We start from the raw sequence: 18584 nt of genomic DNA on the forward strand, positions 1-18584 counted from the left end.
AGTCTTCAATCCCGGATTTGGAGGTCAGGCTGCCGTCGCAGAAGTCGGACGATTCGTGAAAATCGGGTGACTCCCGCCTCGTTCCCACGCGCACACGTTCTCATCGCACCTCGTACCGTCTCCCTGTCATGATCACGCGCCTCTTCCTTACTCTGCTCGCGGTCTTCTGCCTGTCCTTGCAGGGGCAGGCGGCGACCAAGCCCAATGTCGTCTTCATTCTTTGCGATGACCTCGGCACAGGTGATGTGAAGTGCTACAACCCCGAGGGCAAGATCGCCACGCCGCACATGGATGCCATTGCGGAGCGTGGGATGAAATTCACGGACGCGCACTCCAGCTCTGCTGTCTGCACGCCCACGCGCTACGGAGTGATGACGGGCCGGTACAACTGGCGCTCGAAGCTGCAGAGCGCGGTGCTCGGAGGACTGAGCCCGCGATTGATTGAGAAGGACCGCATGACCGCGGCTTCTTTCCTCAAAGAGCAGGGGTACATGACTGCCTGCATCGGTAAGTGGCACCTGGGCATGGACTGGGTGGTGCTGCCGGGGAAGGATGTCAGTGAGCTGAAGATCGAATCAGCGGATCAGGTGAACAACGTGGACTATGCCCAGCCCATCAAGAACGGCCCGACCAGTGTGGGTTTTGACTACTACTTTGGCATCAGTGCCTCGCTGGACATGGTGCCGTATTGCTTCATCGAGAACGACCGCGTGACCGTCGTGCCCACCGAAACCATGAAGCTGGCGATGAACAAGGGCGGCCCGCAGCAGACTTACACTCGAGAGGGCCCTGGTTCACCCGGCTTCAAAGGCGAGGATGTGCTGCCAACACTCACAAAGAAGGCGGTGCAGTTCATCAACGAATCCGCGGCAGGGGAAGGCAAGGTCGGCAAGCCCTTCTTCCTCTACCTGCCGCTGAACTCACCGCATACACCCATCCTTCCTTCCAAGGAGTGGCAGGGAAAGAGCGGATTGAACTTGTACGCAGATTTCGTGATGGAGACGGACGATGCCATCGGCCAGATCGTGAATGCGCTCAAGCAACAGGGGGTGATGGAGAATACCATGGTGATTGTCACGAGCGACAACGGTTGCTCACCCAGCGCGGATTATCCCACACTGCTGGCGAAGGGGCACAATCCCAGTGCGGCCTATCGGGGTACGAAGGCGGACATCTACGATGGAGGCCACCGTGTTCCCTTCCTCGTGCAATGGCCTGCCGTGGTGAAGGGCGGCGGGGTGTATGATCAGCCGGTTTGCCTGCTCGACTTCATGGCCACGTGTGCGGATGCGCTGGGAGTGAAGCTGCCGGACAATGCCGCGGAGGACAGCGTGAGCTTCCTGCCTGCGCTGAAGGGCGGCAAGGAACCGGTGCGTGATACCATCGTACACCATTCCATCCAGGGTTCGTTCTCCATCCGGCAGGGAAACTGGAAGCTCTGTCTGGCACCGGGGTCCGCGGGTTGGAGTGATCCGCGTCCTGGCAAGGAACCCCAGGACGCGCCTCGCATCCAGCTCTTCGATCTGAGCAAGGATGTGGGCGAGAAGAACAACATTGAGGCACAGCACCCTGATATCGTCGCGAAGCTGACGAAGCTTCTGGAGAAGCAGGTGGCGGATGGCCGCAGCACACCGGGCGCGCCGCAGAAGAACACAGTGGACCCGGACATCCAATCGGGCACCAAGCCCTTCACTCCGCCTGCCGGGCGAGGGAATAACAAACAGAAAACCCCCGCAAAGAAATCAGTGCAAACCGGGCTGCTTTGGCCCGCCAGAGGGGCATTGTGACAAGGTTGTCACCAAGTTTGCTCCATGGAGCCCTTGCCGAGGTGGGCAAGTGAGCGATACTGTGCCCTCGTTGAATAACGAAGTAGAAAACAAGATGGGCAGTGGCAGGGCGCCGGCTGCAGAAACAGAACTCTGGCAGAAGTTGGAAACCTTCCCGCTAAACCGGCGGGACGCCGTGCAGGACTTCTCCGCACGGTTGGCCAGGGAAAACGGTTGGAGGCGGCCTTACGCGCAGCGCGTGAGCTCCGAGTATCTCCGGTTCCTCTTCCTCGCCATGAAGGCGGGGCATCCGGTCACTCCCTCAGAGGAGGTGGACCAAGCCTGGCACCTGCACCTGGTGTACACCCGTTCCTATTGGGACGAGCTGTGCGCGAGGGTGCTGGGCAGGCCGCTGCACCACGAGCCCACCGCTGGCGGGATCGACGAGGGCGCGAAGTTCCGGGACCAGTACGCGCGCACGCTGCAGAGCTACACGCGCTGGTTCGGCCATGCGCCTCCGGAGGACATCTGGCCGACCGTGAGCGAGCGCTTCGGGCCTCACGACGGTCGCTGGGTGGACATGACGCGCCACTGGCTCCTGCCGAAGCCGCGATTCGTGGCAAGGCTGCGCCCCCTCCGGGTGGCGGCGGTGATGGGAATTGCCCTGGTCACCACCCTGATGGCGAGTTGCTCGGAGTCGCTCAATGTCTTCGAGTGGCGAGGGAAGGAATTTCTGGGCTTCTATTGGATGGCGTTCATCACGGCCCTGGCGACCTCGTTCTTGCTGGTGAAGGTGGCGCGAGGCAGGGCGTGGCCATCTGATGACATGCTCACGGACCCGTATGAGATTGCCTTCCTTGGTGGAGGTGGGGTACGGGCAGTAGATGCCGCGCTGGCAGCGCTGCACGGACGTGGTTTGGTGAAGATCTCCAATGGCAACAAGGGGGACTCGGGCCTGCAACGGGTGCTGAATCCCTCCCAGCCGGTCACCAATGATGTGGAGTATGCTGTGCTTTGCGCGCTGCCCGCTTCCGCAGATGCCAACGTGAAGGACGTGCGCAAGGTGCTGCGGCCCTCCATGAACCAGCTCCGTGACAGGCTGGTGGAAAAGGGGCTGGTGGCTTCCAGCGGACAGCGTGCTGGTCTCCTGTTGCTGGCGGCGCTGCCCTTTGTGGCATTGCTCGTGACAGGTGTTACCAAGCTCATGGTGGGTCTGGGCCGGGGCGCGCCCGTGGACTTCCTCATCATCTCGCTCGCGGTCACCTTGATGGTGACCATCGTGAGGCTGGCGACGTTGCGGCGTCGGACGGCGGACGGCGAGGCCATGTGGGAGCGCTTCAAGCCGATGGAGAGGGCCATGAAGGAGAAGCTGAAGCATCCGTATGAGCCACAGGATCCTCTCATGGTGCCGCTGGCCGTTGCGCTGGTGGGTGTGCCCGGGCTGAACTGGCCCGGCTACTATGACCTCCATTACGCGCTCCAGCGCAGTAACAACGCTTCCTCCGGTGGTTGTGGCTCTGGCTGTGGCAGCAGTGGGTGCGGTGGGGGCGGCTGCGGCGGAGGCGGGTGTGGTGGCTGCGGTGGTGGGGACTAGCTGTCAGCACTACCGCGTCTGGATTCGGCTCTAGACGCACTTGGAAGGTGCCTTGTCGCTCATCCGCGACAATCCAAGTCGTGGCCGTAGAAAAGGAATGCCCCATGGACGGATGGTCAGCATCCACCAGTCGTCGGCAATGAATTCCATCATCAAATGGGTGTCGTCTTGCCACTCTACCCGGCACAGATTGAAAGAGCAGGTGGGCCATCCAAGTGTTCGACTGGAAAGAAGCTGAAATTCGAGCGAGCACAGGGAGATGTGCACGACTTCCTCAAACACACAGTCGTAGTCGGTGATGAAGAGATAGCCATATGCGGTCTCAAACTGGTGCCGAAGCACGGTGCCCTCCAAGTGCAGGGCGACGGGTTGGCCATTCCTCAAGAGCTGAGAACGTTCAACTCCGAAGCTCGAATTCGTATTGAGAGAGAACTCAGTGAGCTCAATCATGCCTGCGTACCATCGGATGAGATGGTGCGTGCTCAAGTGAATGTAGAAGGCTTCTCCAGAAGTCTTGTTTCAGTGTTGCTGGCAGCACAAAGGATGCGCGCAATGCAAACGCTCTCAGGCATGGAGCGTCATGGGACGTGCAACATTGAAAGGCTTCTGGAGAAGCCTTCTGCCCAAACTCAATGTACCACCTGCCGATGCTTCGCGAACAGTCCGTACTTTGGACTGAAGATGTACGCTACAGCGAACATGACGCCGAGCACCAGTACGATGGTGGAGCCGATGTTCCAGCTCAGCACATAGGAGAGGAAGAAGGCGCCGGTCGCGCCGAGGGCGCCGAGGATGCCCCCACCCAGGAAGATGGTGCGTGTATTGTCCGAGCACAGATACACGGTGGCTCCAGGAGTGACCATGAGGCCAAGGCTCAGAATGCATCCTACAGCCTGCAAGGAGGAAAGCAGCATGAGGATCATGACGCCGAAGAGGGCGTAATTCAACGCGCGCACGGGTACGCCGAGACTGGCGGCGACATTGGGCTCGAAGAGATAGATCAGCAGGGGGCGCTGAAGAACGGTGAGTGTGAGTACTGCCGTCACGGCAATGCCGAAGGCAATCCACAAGTCTGCGTCAGACATGCCGGTGATACTGCCGAAGAGCCAGTCGCTGAGCTTCTGTGTCATGTTGAGATTGGTCAGCAAGATGTAGCCCCCGGCGAAGGCCGAGGTGTACAGGATGGCCATGGAGGTATCCTGATCCAGCCGCGAGGTGCGTGACATGAAGATAGACCCCAGCCCGATGAACAGGGCTGCGACGATGGCGCCGGCAAGAGCGGTCCACTGTGTGAGTCCCATGAACAGCACCGCAAGCGCGATGCCCGGCAGCAGGCCATGCGACAGTGTGCCCATCTTCAGGGCAGACTTGCGCATCACCACAAATCCACTCATGAACCCATTGGCAAAGCCAAAGAGCACGCATGCCATCAGCCCGCGCTGGGCCGGGGTTTCGCTCAGGTATTCCCAGAAATTGCTCATGATGCGTAGGCGGTCTTGATGGTTTCCTCGGTGAAGACTTCCTTCACGGGGCCGAAGGCGACCTGCTGGCGCTTCAGCAGCAGCACGTCGTCGAAGATCGATGGCACGGTCTGCAGGTCATGATGGCTCGCGATGAGCAGGCGGCCTTCCTTGGTGAGCTCGCGGAAGAGTTGTGAAAGGGCTTCCTGTGCAGGCTTGTCGAGACCGGTGAAGGGTTCATCCAGGAGGAGCACGTGTGCTTCTTGAGCGAGCGCCCGCGCGATGAAGGTGCGCTGTTGCTGGCCACCGCTCAGGGCGCTGATCTGGCGCTTCTGCAGGTCGAGCAGGTTCATGGCGGTGAGGGCGCGCTCCACGATTTCTTCATCGTGCTTCGAGTAGCGCTTCCACAAGCCGAGGTTCGGATAGCGGCCCATTTCCACCAGTCCGCGCACGGTGATGGGGAAGTTCCAATCCACATCACCACGCTGCGGCAGGTAGGCGATCTCATGGCTGCTGCTGACGAGCGCCTTGCCCCTCCAGAGAATCTTGCCTGCGTCGGGACGCACTAATCCTGCGAGTGACTTGAGCAAGGTACTCTTGCCCGCGCCATTCGGCCCGATCAGCGCCATGCTGCGGCTGCACTCCGTACGGAAGTTGATGCCCTGCAGCGCCTGGATGTCGCGATAGCTCACGGCGAGGTTCGAGACCTCCAGCCGGTGATGGTGTGCGGTGCTGTGCGTGCTGTGGCCCCAGCACACATGGTCATGCGTGTGGTCGTGACTGTGACTGTGGGTGTGAGCGTGCATCGTGGGAGCGACTACCAGAGGAAGAGGTAGGACGTGGGTGAGAGCTTGTTGCCCTTGGACCAGTTCGTGAGGCTGCGATTTTGCTTTTCGCTGGGTTCCAGATCGAGAGTGAGGGCAGTATTCGGCGTGCCTTCAGGCCAGGTGGCGGAGGCGATGATTTCGAGTCCTTCCGCAGGAATGGCGAGTTCCGCCTCGAAGGAAATGCTGGTTGCCGTGGGTTTCTGCTGCTCCGGAGAGAGAAGTTCCTGACCCTGAACCTTGATGGAGAGAGAAGCTGGAACGTGCGCCAATCGCACGCGGATGTAGGTGGGCACTTTCTCCTCCGCCTTGTTCTGCGCCTTGTCTTGAACAACCGGCTTCTTGTCCACCCGCGCAAAGGTGAGGTGTGAAAGCGGGATGGAGAGCAGAGCGAACGCAATGATGAATGCGATCACGTGAAGGGGAGGAAAGCCGCGCACGAGGGGAGGGAGTGGTGTGTGGGTTAGGCGTTAGACGCGATCAGGCAGGCGTCAAGGCACAGCAGGCGGATTGCCGTTTTCGGCAATCCGCCCTTGTGGTGTGCTCTACGTTCTGAGGGGAAATTCATTCGTATCGTCAGGGCTTCAGGGCCTCCACAATGGCGGTGACGTTGTGCTTCAGCATCGCTTCGAAGGTATGGGCGCTGGGGGAGGTGCCATCTGCCACCAGAGGCTTGCCCATCTTCACGCCGGTCTCGCGCACGATTTCTGTGAGGACCTTGGGATTTATCTGATCATCCGCAAACACGGCGCGGATGTGATGCTCTTTGATGAGCTTGATCGTCTCGGACACGTACTTCAGTGATGCTTCATCCTCACGCGAGATGCCGAGCAGCGGGATGGTCTTGAAGCCATACTCCTTGCAGAAGTAGCCGAAGGACGCGTGCGAAGTCACCAGCTTGCGATCGCTTCGGGGGATGGCCGCGATCTGTTCCTGCGCCCAGCTCTTGAGTTCCTCGAGTTTTTCACTCGCGGCATCGGCGTTTGCCTTGTACGTGGCGGCGTTGCCGGGGTCAGCCTTGCTCATGGAGTCTGCCATCACGCGTGCGGCGCGACGCATGTTGTCCGCGCTGTGCCACCAGTGGGGATCAATGCCGCCTGCGGTGTGGGCAGGGCAGCACATGAAGACTTCACTGCCCGCCTCGATCTTGATGCTGGGGATGGTGCGTCCCACTTCCACGACTTCTGCGGTACCGGCGAAGGTATCGGCGACCTTGGGAAGATAGGATTCCAGTTTCTTGCCACTGGCGAAGATGATCTTCACGCCCTTCAGTGCGGCGAGATCCTTGGTGGTGGGTTCGAAGTGGTGGGCATCGCCTCCCGGTTTGAGGAGGTCAACCACGTCCACCTTGGCTCCACCCACCTGGCGGGCGAGGTCGCCGAGCAGCGGGTGAAGGGCGGCCACCTTGAGTTGGGCAGGAGCGCTGGCAGTGAACATCACGGCCAGCAGAGCAGCGGCGAGTTTGAGCGGGGTTTTCATGGCGGCAATTGGGATGGGGAACAATGAAGCAGAATAAAAGGCTACGCGTGAAACGCGGCAAGTGGTTCGGAGGTGTCAGCGGACTTCGGGGCCGCCCCAGTTGAAGCCGAATTGAGCCCAGACGCTGTGCTCGTCCCCGAAGTCACTGGAGTGGTCATAGTTGTACTGGGTGCGCAGGTAGAGGGTGCGCTGGGGATTGATGTAGTAGGTGACGGAGGGACTCACGCGGAAACGCTCATCCAGCCCGGCGTCAGCGACACCCTCGACATATTCACTGCGGAGGCCGAACTCCAGGCCGTTGTCGAGGCCATAGGCAAGGGCGCTGTAGATGCCAAACTCGGTGAAGCTGCCGGACTCGGTGTGGTGTTCTTCTTCATGCTCGTGCTCCTCATGCTCGGCATGGTCATGATGTTCCTCTTCGTGCTCTTCCTCATGCTCGTGATGGTGCTCGGCGCTGGCATCGAAATGACGCAACAGACCTTCCGTGCGCCAGCGGAAGTAGCTTCCACCGGCCTCGTATCCATTCTCGCGCCACTGGTACTCGACATGCAGGCCGTACACCTGGGAGGTCTTGGAGAATTCATTGTCTCCCCACGCGCCGCTCGCGCCAAAGCGGAACTGGTGGAAGTCGTTGTAGTCCCAGTTGTTTGTCCAGTTCGCTACCACCACGGTGTCATTGAAGAGGGCGCCTTCTGCTTCGAAGGAGGTTTCCTCGTGTTCGTGACCTTCATGGTGGTGTTCATGCTCGGGTACCACGCCCACGCTCACGCTGATGAGGGAGGTCCAGCTCACCGGCAGCGTCCAGGTGACTTCGCCGCCGATGGTGTAGAGACCGTCATCTCCGAGGAAGCGACCGTTCACCAGATTGTTGTCCACAAAGTCCCACCCATGGGTGTGTGTCTGGTTGTGAAAACCGAAGCGATTGAGATACCGGCCACCGCGGACTTCGAAGCCGCCGGGGATGTTCTTGATTTTGCCGAACCACTCTTCGAACTCGCCATCCCAGTCATGGGTGAGCGCGTCTTGGAAGAGGTGGTAGGTGCCGTAGGCTTCGAACCACTCGGTGGGACGCAGCGAGGCGCCGAATTCAAAACCCTGGATGGTCCAGCCATCGCTCACCGGGTCGTGGTGCCCAGCGCCGAAATGCTCGACGTCATCCGCAGTGGTGCCGCCATAGACGCTCTGGAAGTGGAGGTGTGGGAAAAGGACACCGCCGAGGCTGACGTTTTCACCGGTGAGCCAGTTGGGCTCGGGAGCATGAGCGCGGCCCTCAGAGGCAGCCGGGAGCGCCGTGCCTGCATAGACAGAGGGAATGAGGCATACTGAGCAAGCAGCCGCGGTGAAGGAAGAAAGGATGCAGGGAGAAAGTTTCATGCAACGTGACGAGAGGAAATTGATGTAGGTGCCTGAGGGAGTGATGTCATCAAATGTAAGAGTGGTGCATTCGTCGTCCACTTACTTTTGCAAAAATGTTGCGTTAATTTTGATTTAAGAGGTGCGCGGGATTGTTCAGGATGCTTGAAAAAACTCCGTTAACGCAAAAAACTTGCATTAAATGTTGACGAGACGGTTCGCTGTTCTAAAGCTCGGCAAATGCAAAACAGTTGCGTTAATGCACGGGCATTCTCCCTTCTCGAGTTACTGGTAGCGCTTACGGTGTGTGCTGTAGTCGCGACGCTAGTGTTCGTCATCGGCAAGGAGATGGTGACGAAAGCGCGTCAGGCCAAGTGTGCGTCCAACTTGCGCCAGATCGGCATTGCCCTCATTGCCTACACCCAAGACCACCAGGGAGAATTCCCGCTCACGTCGCACAGCCTTGATCCGGCGACTGCTGATCAGGCATGGATTTTTGCGCTGTCTGAATATCTCGGGGACGTGGATGAAGTACGCATCTGTCCCGCGGATCCGAAAGGAAAGGAGCGTTTGCGGGAACATGGCACAAGCTACCTCCTCAATAGCTACCTGACCGTTCCGCAGATCGGGCCATTCGGAGAGAATCTTGGGGGGTACACGAACATCAACTTCGTGCCTGAGCCGCAGACTACGCCGATAGCATTTCCCATCAACTTCAAGCGCGGGGTGGGCAGGATGAATGATCACACCCACTCGGACACGTGGGACACCTGGGCTGCGGTGAAAAATGACATCCAGCCTGACGCGTTTTGCGGGGCATTGAGGGACGAGAACGGTCTCTCGGGCTCAGCCAACTACCTGTTTGTCGATGGTCACGTCGAAAACATACAGGCCGCCGTGGTGCACGGCTGGATCACCAGCGGGCACAACTTCGCGGACCCGGAATCCAAGCTCGAACCCTGATCCCCACATACACGATGCCGCCACGATTTTTTCCCGCGCGATCACAATCCGCCCTTGTCGCCGCCTTTGTGTTTTTGGTCCCCGCCATGGTCCTTTCCCAGGTCACGATTCTCGGCCCCGGGCATATGGACATCGATTTCAATGTGAATGCTGGGGGGGAGTGGGCCCTTTCTCTCAGTCACGATGTGCAGGGGGAATTTCCCATGGATACGAACAGCATCCTCTACGGAAGCGGGGCCTTGATGCCCGACGGCATACGCACGGTGCGACCCTCAGGCAGCCAGTGGAATTTCCTCGGAGTCAGCAGCGGCGAGTCGATCTGGGTTTTTCCTCAAGTGCAGGGAGCTGCGCCAAATGCAGTGTGGCCTGGATTGAGCACCGAGCAGACGTCCTCATCGATATTGGGCACCTGGGACCCCGAGACGCCCGTCGTTGGATCCGGGAAGTGGATGGAATTGTCCCTCGTTGGCATGGCCTACTATGGCACGGCAACCGTGCATGAGTTCTCGATGTGGACGACCGGGACCTTCGGCACGCCGAATGTGTGGATGTCCACGAAGGACGGCATCTCAGGATTGGATGCTTTTCCCATGCTGCCAGGCGGCCATTCTCACATGAACTGGGGCTTCACCAGTGAAGGGGTCTACGATCTGACCTTCCAACTCCGCACGTATCTTGCCAATGGCGCTCTTGCAGAGAGCGATCCTGTGACGGTGCGCTTTGGCATCAATGCCATTGCAGTCCCCGAGCCGGGGACGATCGCCCTCCTGGTCATGGGAGGGGTGCTGACAATCTTGCGGCGTGAAAGGTCCGTCGCCGCGCGAAATCTGAAACTTTCAGGACCTCAAAGAACATCATGAGCAACGTGCTGCCCGTAACAGTGCTGTCTGGATTCCTTGGAGCCGGTAAAACCACCCTGCTGAATCACATCCTGAACAATCGAGAGAATCGTCGTGTGGCGGTGATCGTGAATGATATGTCGGAGGTCAACGTGGATGCCGCACTGGTGAAGAGTGGGAATGCCGGCTTCGCCCGCGCGGAGGAGAAAATGGTGGAGATGTCCAACGGCTGCATTTGCTGCACGCTCCGTGAAGACTTGCTCATCGAAGTCGGGAAACTTGCTCGCGAGGGACGCTTTGACCATCTTGTAATCGAGAGTACAGGCGTCTCCGAACCCATGCCTGTGGCGGAGACATTCTCCTTTCGTGATGAAGCGGGGCAATGCCTCAATGACCTCGCACGACTGGACACCATGGTGACGGTGGTGGACGCGAAAAACTTCCTGCGTGACTTCCACAGCGCGCAACGCCTCAAGGAACGGAAGCTGGCCGTGGGCAAGGAGGATGAGCGGAACGTGGTGGACCTCCTGGTGGATCAGATTGAGTTCGCCAATGTGATTCTCATCAACAAGGCAGACACTGTCGATGCTGATGAAATGCGGGAGGTACGTGCCCTCATAGGTGCGGTGAATGCGAAAGCACGTGTCTGGGAGACAACGCACGGAGAGGTGCCACTGGGCGCCGTGATGGGCACCGGACTCTACTCCGAGAGTGAGGCTGAGCAGAGCGAGGGATGGCTGGACAGCCTGACGGAGCACACGCCGGAAACCATCGAATACGGCATCAGCAGTTTTGTCTACCGGGCCAGGAGACCGTTTCATCCCCGGCGCTTCAGCGAGTGGTGCCGGGACCATTGGGCAGGTGTGCTCCGGGCGAAGGGCATGTTCTGGCTGGCGTCACGCATGGACTTTGCCGGCCTGGTTCAGCAGGCCGGTGTCTTGCGCACTACCAGTTGCATGGGCATCTGGTGGGCTGCGGTGCACCGCGAGGACTGGCCTCAGTCTGCAGAAGCGCAAAAGGATATCCTGTCGCACTGGGAATCGCCTTGGGGCGATCGGCGGCAGGAGATCGTGGTCATTGGCAAGGACATGGATGAAGCTGCCTTGAGAAAGGAGTTCGACGCCTGCCTCTTGACGGAGGCAGAGATGCAAAAAGGTCCGAATGGATGGAGTCGTCTGGCGGACCCTTTTCCGAAGTGGCGCGAGGATCCCGCGGAGGAATGATGGCAGTGTCGAAGGTCACTGTCCGGCGGGCTTTTCCACGCCGGACGTGATCGGCTCTTCAGGTCTTTCGGTATTGCCGCTGTAGTTCGGGGGCTACTGGCAACACAGGAAGTCTTCGAGCTCACTCACGCTGGTGTTGCCGAGGACGTTTTCGGCGGTGCCGGTGCAAAGCACCTGGCCTACGCCGTCGCGCACGCCGACGAAGGCGAGTTCATCGGCGACTTTGCGGGCCTGGCGGAGGTTGTGAGTCACGACCACCAGAGTGTGATGTTCCTTGAGACGAAGCATCAGTTCCTCAATCGCCTCGGTGCTCTTGGGATCGAGGGCACTGGTGGGCTCGTCCATGAGGACGACTTCCGGCTTGCTCGCGAGGGTGCGGGCGAGGCAGAGGCGCTGCTGCTGGCCTACGGAGAGGCGAAGCGCAGGCTGCTTGAGGCGGTCCTTCACCTCATTCCACAGGGCGGCTTCACGCAGGGCTCGCTCGGCGGCTTCGGGCCACTCGCGGCGGGGAATCTCGCCGAGGTGCTTCACACCGAAGATGACGTTTTGGTAGATGCTCTTCGGGAAGACCACAGGCTGCTGGAAGAGAATGCCGATGCGCGCGCGCAAGGCATCTGGATCCGTGCCGCTGCCATACACGGGCTTGCCGTGGAAAAGAACCTGGCCTGTGACGCGGAGATTTGGGGTGAGCTCGACGAGACGATTGATGGACTTGAGCAGGGTGCTCTTTCCTGCGCCAGAAGGACCGATGAATCCAAAGACCTTCTTCTCGGGTATGGACAGGTTGGCCTCGCGCACCAGCGTGCGTGTGCCCGCGGTGACGGTGAGCTTTTGGGTCTGCAGGATGGGTTCAGCCATGATGCGCTTCTTCGTGAATCTTCAGGCGGGCGGGCAGGGCGATGAGGCTCAAGGTGAATACCAGGCCGAGCATCACCAGGGCGGTACCCCAGATTTTTTCTGCCACACCGGGGTCGAAGGAGTCCTGCACCAGAATGAAGATGTGATAGGGAAGGCTGAGCACGGGGCTTTCCTTGATGCCCTTTGGGAATGATGCGCCGGCGAAGATGGTCGCCGTGAACATGATCGGAGCGATCTCACCCGCGATGCGCGCCAGGCCCAGCAGTGAACCGGTGATGATGCCGCTCAGCGTCTGCGGCAGGATGACGGACCAGATGATCTGCGACTGGCGCATGCCCAGGCCGGAGGCAGCTTCCACATATTTGCTGGGCAAAGTGGCCATGCGCTCCATGAGGGCCACCGTAACTGTCGGCAGCATGATGATGGCCAGCAGAAGACCACCGCTGAGCCACGACTTGCCCCAGCCGAAGTAGTTCACAAACACGATGAAGCCGAAGATGCCGCACACGATGGAAGGCATGCCGTTGAGCACGTACAGCATGGTTTCCAGCGCGCGTTTGCGTTTGCCATCGCGGAGATAGACACCGTGCAGAAGAGCCAGTGAAACTGCCACGGGCAAGGTGGCAACAAGGGCGGTCAGCAGCAGAATGCCGGTGCCGATGATGTTGAAGAAGATGCCACCGCTGGCGCCGACGAGTTTGATCTGCTCCGTGAAGAAGTTCCACGAGATGGCGGGCAATCCGCGACGAGCGATAGCCCACACGAGCCAACCAAGAATGCCGCATGCCAGCAACGCGCACAGCGCGGTGATTCCACGGAAGAGATGATGCACCAGCTTACGACGCATGGCGGCTGCGGGAGAAGAATTGGAGGGAGGCGCTGGCGAGCGTGATGCCCGCTACCATGAGCATGAGAATCAAGGCGAGGCCGCAGATGGCGCCCCAGTGGATGGGATCGCCGTAGGCGATGTTGGTTTCAGAGCTGGCGAGCTTCGTGGTGATGGTCTGGCCGGACTCGATGAGGGGATTGATGGAGAGTAACTTTTCCGGCCATTGGTTATCCTGGCGCCCCACGACGAGGAACACGGCAATGGCTTCACCCAAGGCGCGGCCGAGGCCGAGCAGCAGCGCCGCAAGCAATCCGCGGGCGCTCTGTGGCAGGCTGACATGCAGGACCACTTCCGTGGAATTGAGACCCAGGCCCCGTGCTGCGGTGCGTTGCGCGGCCGGTACGCTGCGTAGAGCGTCATCCGCCAGCGTCATCACGGTGGGGAGGATCATCACGGCGAGCAGCACGGCGCCGGTGAGCAAGGTGTCACCACTGAGCGGGTCGAAAGGTGTGAGCAGATCGTAGATCCAGTTCCGCAGGAAGAGTACTCCCAGCAGCCCGTAGACCACCGCAGGCACGCCTGCGAGGAGCTCAATGATGATCTTCACTGCGAGGCGCAGGCGCGCCGGGAGGAATTCTGATGCAAAGACTGCCGCTCCAATACCCACCGGGCCAGCCAGCAGCAGAGCGGTGAAGGACACCAGTACCGTGCCCAGGATCATGGGGGCCGCGCCAAACTCATGTGTGCGCATGAACCACTTGGTTCCCGTCAGAAAGCTCCATCCTTCGTGCTTCCAAACCGGGATGCTCTGCACAATGAGAAGCACCAGCATGGCCACCATGATCCCGGCCGCGACGAGCGAGAAAAAGAAGGTCGAAATTTTGGTGAAGCTCCAGCGACTGACCATTTACTGAACTGAAAGTGTGAACGATGCGTATATGCGCAAGAACGCCGCCATCGCAAGTTTCAACGCGATGACGGCGTGAGATATATCACCGGATTGTCCGTAAACGACGGAGAGATGGGCGGGCTACTTCAGCTCGGAGAGCTTGAGGTAGCCGTGTTTCTTCACCAAGTCCTGACCGCGGTCGCTGAGCATGAAGTCCACGAAGGTCTTCGTGTCACCGGTAGGTTCGCCATTGGTGAGGAGGAAGAGGGGACGGCTCAGGGGGTAGGAGCGGTTGGCAATGTTTTCGTTGGCAGGGGAGATCTCCTTGCCGTCCTCAGTCTTGATGCTCAGGGCGAAGACCGTCTTGCCATCAGCCCAGGAGGAGGAAAGCTGGCTCAGCGCGCCCTTGGTGGAGGCCACCTTGTTGCGGGTTTCCTCATTGCCGCCCACTTCAGGGAAGCTCACCTGTGGGGCCTTCTTGGGGCTGCCGTAGACCCAGTGCACAAAGACTTCCCAGGTGCCGCGTCCGGGCTCCTTGTTGAAGAAGGCGATGCGCTTGTCCGGACCGCCAATCTGCTTCCAGTTCTTGATCTTGCCTTCGTAGATGTCGGCCGCCTGCTGCTTGGTGATGGACTTCACGCCACCCTCCCACACGTCTGCGGAGACAATGAGGGCCACGGCATCCTCACCCACCTGGATTTCCTTGAAGGTCACCTTGGGGAACTTGGCGCGTTCTTCATCACTCACGTGCTTGGAGATCATGCCGATTTGCACCAGGCCTTCCCCCAGCATGGAGATCCCGCCGGCGCTGCCGCCTTGCGTATCGATCTGGATGTCCATTTTCTTCTCCGAGCGCAGAATCTCGGAAGCCTCAGCGGCGGGAAGATTCACCGTGGTGGAACCATTGATCTTCAGGGTATCCGCTTGAACCGAGAGGAGGGGGGTTCCGATAAGCGCCAGCAATGCGAAAAGATGGACCTTCATGCATGGCATCTACGAACGTCGCCACCCACTGCAAGCAGAAATATGCATATTTGCGCAAATGGGACATTGATCTGCTGGAGCGGCGGTGATTGCATGTGCCGTCGCCGCCGCGAGCAGCCTGACAAGATTGCTGCGTTCATCTGCAAGATGGGATCACAGCCTTGAAGGTTTCTCTGCGCATTGGTGGCATTTCGCCGACACACACAACCAACCGACAGATAATCAACCTATGAAGTTCCGCTTCACCCTGCCCCTCCTGGCGGTGGGTGCCATGCACTGCCTCCACGCCGGAGAGCCGGTGGTCACCACCTCAGGAAAGGACGCCAAGGCAGTCGCTCCCGCTGCCCCGAAGGAAGAGTTCATCTATGACAAGATCTGGGGCATGGCTGTGCTCTACAAGAACAAGGACAACCCTTACATCCAGGAACTCAGTCTCGTGGGCCGCGAGCACATCGACTGGTTCTATTTTGATGCCGATCAGGGCCAGGATGACGATTGGGTGGTGCGCCGCACGCGCATCGGTCTCAAGGCGTTGATGTTTGAGAACATCACCGTGCATGTGGAAACGGATCTGAACCTGCAGAATCCCGATCCGATCTACACGAAGCTCACGGATGCCTATATCGCATGGGCGCCGAGCAAGGCTTTCAAGCTGACCGTGGGCAAGCAGAGCGCGAAGTTCACGCTGGAAGGCTGGACCTCCTCGAACCAGCTTCTCACCATCGACCGGAGTGTCATCGGGACGAACATATGGTTCCCAGAGGAATACATGCCGGGCGTGAGCATCTCCGGTGAGGTGGGCAAGTGGCTCTACAGCGTTGGGTATTACTCCTCCGGTGAAGCCACCCCTGAGTTTGGCGATTTCAACGCCGGCAGCTTCGGGCTGGTGAGCATTGGCTACAACTTTGCAGAAGCACTGGGGGCCGACAAGGCCATCCTGCGCGCGGACTACCTGTATCAGGATCCCAATGCCGGCAATACATTCACCCGTCCCAACGAACAGGTGGGCTCGGTGAACTTCGTGTATGAGAAGGGCCGATTCGGCCTGAGTGGAGACATGAGCGCCTCGGAGGGTTATCTGGGCCAGAAGGATCTCTTCGCACTGCAGATTCTCCCCAGCGTGTACCTGAACAGTTCGAAGACGTTGCAGGGTGTCTTCCGCTACACCTACATGAACAGCGATGGCGACAACGGCATCCGCCTGGCTCGCTATGAGAACCGCATTGTGTCGGGCCGTGGGGACGAGTACAACGAATTCTACGCGGGTCTGAACTGGTACCTCTACGGTCACAAGCTGAAGCTTCAGACGGGTGTGCAGTATGCTACCATGGATGACGCTGCTGACGATGGCGGCGAGTACGATGGCTGGGGGATCACCACCGGTCTGCGTATCAGCTGGTAAAGCCAGATTCCATTGACGATATCGAGGCAACGGGTGCACTATGAAGTGCACCCGTTGTGCGTTTGGCACCGCCGTTGACGCTCCGGGTCGCGTATCGATCTGGTGCGTTATGAATGAGAAAGCCGGAGCCGATCCACGCCCGAGACGCCGTCGCTGGCCCTGGGTGTTGCTGGTGCTTGTGCTCCTGCTTTGCGGAGGGCTGTGGGGTGCGTATGAGTGGGCCACTGCGAAGGCGGTGGCCACATTGAACAGCCGCCTCGCAGAGAGGAGCTTGTACCTGAGCTACACCTCCGGCTCGTGGGTGCCGTGGAAGGGGCTGGGCTTGGAGAACATGGTGCTCTATCAGGATGAGGCCCGGACGAAGCCCCTCATCGCCCTCAGTAATCTGGACGTGGAGTTGCCCTGGCAGGAGATGGCGGCGCATCACGAGTTCATCAGTCGATGGAAGCTGAGCGATGCCACCTTGGAACTGCACGATCCGAAGGGCAAGGTGACCCTCGAACATGTGAGTATGGAAGCCGTGGTGCGTGACGGTGTGATTGAGTACTCGCGGCTGGACCTGAAGAATGGTCCTCGCCTCTTTTCGTTTTCAGGGGCGATTCATCTGGGGAGCGACAAGGAGAAGGAAGAAAGTCCCAAGGAATTTGTGATGGATCTGGATCCGATGAGATCCATCCTGGACGCGCTCGATTTCAAGGAGGACGCGGGAGTGTTTCACATCAGCGGCAAGGTGTCCTTTGATGCACGCGAAACTCCCATGACGTGGAGTGCCGATCTCATCGGAGAGGGTGAGCATGTAATATGGCAGGGCGTGCCCATGCACAAGGCTGTGATGAAAGCTGCGATGTCGCAAAGTGGTTTCACGGGGACGTGCAGCATTGCCTTTGCGAAAGGAGGCACCGATTTGGATTTGGATCTCAAGGATTGGAGGGACGCACCGATGAGCTTCTCAGGAAAGATCACCGACTCCGAAGGTCGCATCAATCAGTGCAAAGGCACCTACCGCGGGAAAGACGACGTCGTGGTGGTGGAGGAGATGCAGGGGAAGGCGAACATGCTGGAGTTCCTGGGGAACTTTCCAGCGATGAATGCGCAACTGCCCAAGGAGGTGCAGGTGCGTGCCTATCCGGACATGGTGATGAAGAATCTCGTGTGGAAGACCAAAGAGGGCACGTGGACCATGAGCTCGCTCCATCTGAGGTCACCACTGGAATTGAGCGTGAAGGTGGAGGGGCATAGCCTGCCTGTGGATCAAGTGAAGGGAGAGGTGGCGTACACGGGTACTGCCTGGAAGTTTTCCGATATCAGCGCAAAGGTGTTGGGTGGCACCCTCTCTCTGCAGGGCATGCATGATGGCAAGGTGCTGCGCGATGCTACAGTCTCCGTGCAGAATGTGCGCATGGCGGATTTGGGGCCGTGGCTGGGTGAAAATGGCTCTTCCTTTGGGAAAGCGCTCGCTTCCTTGAGCTACAAAGGTGACTTCGCGGTGGAGCCGGAGCATCTCACGGGCTCAGGTTCGATTCAGATTGAGAATTCACCCACGGTGCATGTGCCATTGCTGGATGAGACGTATGCCCTGTTCGCGGCGTTGATTCCCGGACTGAAGCGTGAGTCGGGCAATGGTGAGATGAGCGGGCAGTTCACCAGCAAGCAGGGCGTGCTGACCTTTTCCAGCTTCAAGGCCAATGGCGGCTCCGTCACCGTGACCGGCTCAGGCACGGTGGATCTGGTGAGACGCACGGTGGCTGCCACGGCTCAGGGGCGGTTGCGTGGCGTGGGTGGCGTCGTCACGGCGCCCATCAGCCGATTGATGGAAATGGAAGTGAGCGGTCCGCTGGATGACATCCGCGTGCGGCCTGCGGGGGATGGCTTGGTCGGCAACGTGGTGGATGGCACGGTGGATGTAGCGCGCGGTACGATCAAGGGTGCGACAAAAGTCACCGGCTCCGTGGTGAAGGAAGGTGTGAAGATTCCGTTCCGTGCGCTGAATTTGTTCCGGAAGAAGAAGTGAGGGTGATGCGGTGTCGTGGGAGGTGGAGGGTGATCGGAATGGCCGCAAAGAACACAAAAAGGTGAGCTGATGGAATGCGGTTGGGCAGGTTCTTGTGCAGATGGCTTTTC

General features: G+C 59.4%; 17 protein-coding genes. 7 read left to right on the forward strand and 10 right to left on the reverse strand.

Annotated features, from left to right (window positions below; translation table 11 throughout):
• Positions 1–128: 128 nt before the first annotated feature.
• Together DES53_RS04065 and DES53_RS32760 are read left to right on the forward strand one after the other, a co-directional pair.
• Positions 129–1787, forward strand: a complete 1659-nt coding sequence (locus tag DES53_RS04065; RefSeq protein ID WP_113956900.1) for a sulfatase family protein — start codon at positions 129–131, stop codon at positions 1785–1787.
• A 70-nt stretch (positions 1788–1857) separates the two neighbouring features.
• Complete coding sequence (locus tag DES53_RS32760) at positions 1858–3360, forward strand: TIGR04222 domain-containing membrane protein (RefSeq protein WP_211325436.1); 1503 nt, start codon at positions 1858–1860, stop codon at positions 3358–3360.
• Positions 3361–3390: 30 nt separating this feature from the next.
• Here DES53_RS32760 and DES53_RS04075 read toward each other — a convergent pair whose 3' ends face one another.
• The 6 genes from DES53_RS04075 to DES53_RS04100 form a co-directional block, all read right to left on the reverse strand.
• A complete protein-coding gene (locus DES53_RS04075) occupies positions 3391–3810 on the reverse strand; it encodes a hypothetical protein (protein ID WP_147263206.1) in 420 nt (139 codons plus the stop codon).
• 179 nt (positions 3811–3989) lie between these two features.
• A complete protein-coding gene (locus tag DES53_RS04080; RefSeq protein ID WP_113956902.1) occupies positions 3990–4841 on the reverse strand; it encodes a metal ABC transporter permease in 852 nt (283 codons plus the stop codon).
• Positions 4838–5626, reverse strand: coding sequence for a metal ABC transporter ATP-binding protein (locus DES53_RS04085; RefSeq protein ID WP_113956903.1), 789 nt, complete (start codon positions 5624–5626; stop codon positions 4838–4840). Before DES53_RS04085 ends, DES53_RS04080 begins: the two co-directional genes overlap by 4 nt.
• Before the next feature lie 11 nt (positions 5627–5637).
• Positions 5638–6060 (reverse strand): hypothetical protein, encoded by a 423-nt coding sequence (locus tag DES53_RS04090; RefSeq protein ID WP_113956904.1) that lies wholly within the window; start codon positions 6058–6060, stop codon positions 5638–5640.
• A 160-nt stretch (positions 6061–6220) separates the two neighbouring features.
• The gene (locus DES53_RS04095; RefSeq protein WP_113956905.1) at positions 6221–7123 is read right to left on the reverse strand and encodes a metal ABC transporter substrate-binding protein; all 903 of its coding nucleotides are present in this window, start codon (positions 7121–7123) and stop codon (positions 6221–6223) included.
• Positions 7124–7198: 75 nt separating this feature from the next.
• Positions 7199–8497, reverse strand: coding sequence for a hypothetical protein (locus DES53_RS04100; RefSeq protein ID WP_147263207.1), 1299 nt, complete (start codon positions 8495–8497; stop codon positions 7199–7201).
• Between the two features lie 219 nt (positions 8498–8716).
• Between DES53_RS04100 and DES53_RS04105 the strand changes: the two genes are divergently transcribed.
• The 3 genes from DES53_RS04105 (at position 8717) to zigA (ending at position 11501) form a co-directional block, all read left to right on the forward strand.
• Positions 8717–9439, forward strand: coding sequence for a prepilin-type N-terminal cleavage/methylation domain-containing protein (locus DES53_RS04105; RefSeq protein WP_113956907.1), 723 nt, complete (start codon positions 8717–8719; stop codon positions 9437–9439).
• 86 nt (positions 9440–9525) lie between these two features.
• Positions 9526–10299 carry a choice-of-anchor M domain-containing protein gene (locus DES53_RS04110; RefSeq protein WP_170156838.1) on the forward strand — a complete coding sequence of 258 codons (774 nt, stop codon included), beginning with the start codon at positions 9526–9528 and terminating at the stop codon, positions 10297–10299.
• Complete coding sequence (gene zigA / locus DES53_RS04115) at positions 10296–11501, forward strand: zinc metallochaperone GTPase ZigA (protein ID WP_113956909.1); 1206 nt, start codon at positions 10296–10298, stop codon at positions 11499–11501. The genes DES53_RS04110 and zigA overlap by 4 nt, the downstream gene beginning before the upstream one ends.
• Positions 11502–11594: 93 nt before the next feature.
• Here the strand turns inward: zigA and DES53_RS04120 are convergent, their stop codons facing one another.
• The 4 genes from DES53_RS04120 to DES53_RS04135 all read right to left on the reverse strand — a co-directional run bounded on the left by DES53_RS04120 (position 11595) and on the right by DES53_RS04135 (position 15061).
• Positions 11595–12359 carry a phosphate ABC transporter ATP-binding protein gene (locus DES53_RS04120; RefSeq protein WP_245958083.1) on the reverse strand — a complete coding sequence of 255 codons (765 nt, stop codon included), beginning with the start codon at positions 12357–12359 and terminating at the stop codon, positions 11595–11597.
• Entirely contained in the window at positions 12352–13206 is an 855-nt protein-coding gene (gene pstA, locus DES53_RS04125) for a phosphate ABC transporter permease PstA (protein WP_113956911.1), read from the reverse strand. Before pstA ends, DES53_RS04120 begins: the two co-directional genes overlap by 8 nt.
• Complete coding sequence (gene pstC, locus DES53_RS04130; protein WP_113956912.1) at positions 13196–14095, reverse strand: phosphate ABC transporter permease subunit PstC; 900 nt, start codon at positions 14093–14095, stop codon at positions 13196–13198. The genes pstA and pstC overlap by 11 nt, the downstream gene beginning before the upstream one ends.
• Before the next feature lie 123 nt (positions 14096–14218).
• On the reverse strand, positions 14219–15061 hold the full coding sequence (locus DES53_RS04135) for a phosphate ABC transporter substrate-binding protein (protein WP_113956913.1): 843 nt from the start codon (positions 15059–15061) through the stop codon (positions 14219–14221).
• 229 nt (positions 15062–15290) lie between these two features.
• On the opposite strand from DES53_RS04135, the gene DES53_RS04140 reads away from it, so the two are divergent.
• On the forward strand, positions 15291–16463 hold the full coding sequence (locus tag DES53_RS04140) for a porin (protein WP_113956914.1): 1173 nt from the start codon (positions 15291–15293) through the stop codon (positions 16461–16463).
• A 109-nt stretch (positions 16464–16572) separates the two neighbouring features.
• Positions 16573–18474: an AsmA-like C-terminal region-containing protein gene (locus tag DES53_RS04145; RefSeq protein WP_170156839.1), complete on the forward strand. Its 1902-nt coding sequence runs from the start codon at positions 16573–16575 to the stop codon at positions 18472–18474.
• Positions 18475–18584: the final 110 nt, after the last annotated feature.

The organism is Roseimicrobium gellanilyticum, from assembly GCF_003315205.1.
Lineage (GTDB): Bacteria > Verrucomicrobiota > Verrucomicrobiia > Verrucomicrobiales > Verrucomicrobiaceae > Roseimicrobium > Roseimicrobium gellanilyticum.

Coding starts and splice junctions, on each gene's coding strand:
- DES53_RS04065 (WP_113956900.1), top strand. CDS start 129: ATGATCACGCGCCTCTTCCTTACTCTGCTCGCGGTCTTCTGCCTGTCC.
- DES53_RS04075 (WP_147263206.1), bottom strand. CDS start 3,810: ATGATTGAGCTCACTGAGTTCTCTCTCAATACGAATTCGAGCTTCGGA.
- DES53_RS04080 (WP_113956902.1), bottom strand. CDS start 4,841: ATGAGCAATTTCTGGGAATACCTGAGCGAAACCCCGGCCCAGCGCGGG.
- DES53_RS04085 (WP_113956903.1), bottom strand. CDS start 5,626: ATGCACGCTCACACCCACAGTCACAGTCACGACCACACGCATGACCAT.
- DES53_RS04095 (WP_113956905.1), bottom strand. CDS start 7,123: ATGAAAACCCCGCTCAAACTCGCCGCTGCTCTGCTGGCCGTGATGTTC.
- DES53_RS04100 (WP_147263207.1), bottom strand. CDS start 8,497: ATGAAACTTTCTCCCTGCATCCTTTCTTCCTTCACCGCGGCTGCTTGC.
- DES53_RS04105 (WP_113956907.1), top strand. CDS start 8,717: ATGCAAAACAGTTGCGTTAATGCACGGGCATTCTCCCTTCTCGAGTTA.
- DES53_RS04110 (WP_170156838.1), top strand. CDS start 9,526: ATGGTCCTTTCCCAGGTCACGATTCTCGGCCCCGGGCATATGGACATC.
- zigA (WP_113956909.1), top strand. CDS start 10,296: ATGAGCAACGTGCTGCCCGTAACAGTGCTGTCTGGATTCCTTGGAGCC.
- DES53_RS04120 (WP_245958083.1), bottom strand. CDS start 12,359: ATGGCTGAACCCATCCTGCAGACCCAAAAGCTCACCGTCACCGCGGGC.
- pstA (WP_113956911.1), bottom strand. CDS start 13,206: ATGCGTCGTAAGCTGGTGCATCATCTCTTCCGTGGAATCACCGCGCTG.
- pstC (WP_113956912.1), bottom strand. CDS start 14,095: ATGGTCAGTCGCTGGAGCTTCACCAAAATTTCGACCTTCTTTTTCTCG.
- DES53_RS04135 (WP_113956913.1), bottom strand. CDS start 15,061: ATGAAGGTCCATCTTTTCGCATTGCTGGCGCTTATCGGAACCCCCCTC.
- DES53_RS04140 (WP_113956914.1), top strand. CDS start 15,291: ATGAAGTTCCGCTTCACCCTGCCCCTCCTGGCGGTGGGTGCCATGCAC.
- DES53_RS04145 (WP_170156839.1), top strand. CDS start 16,573: ATGAATGAGAAAGCCGGAGCCGATCCACGCCCGAGACGCCGTCGCTGG.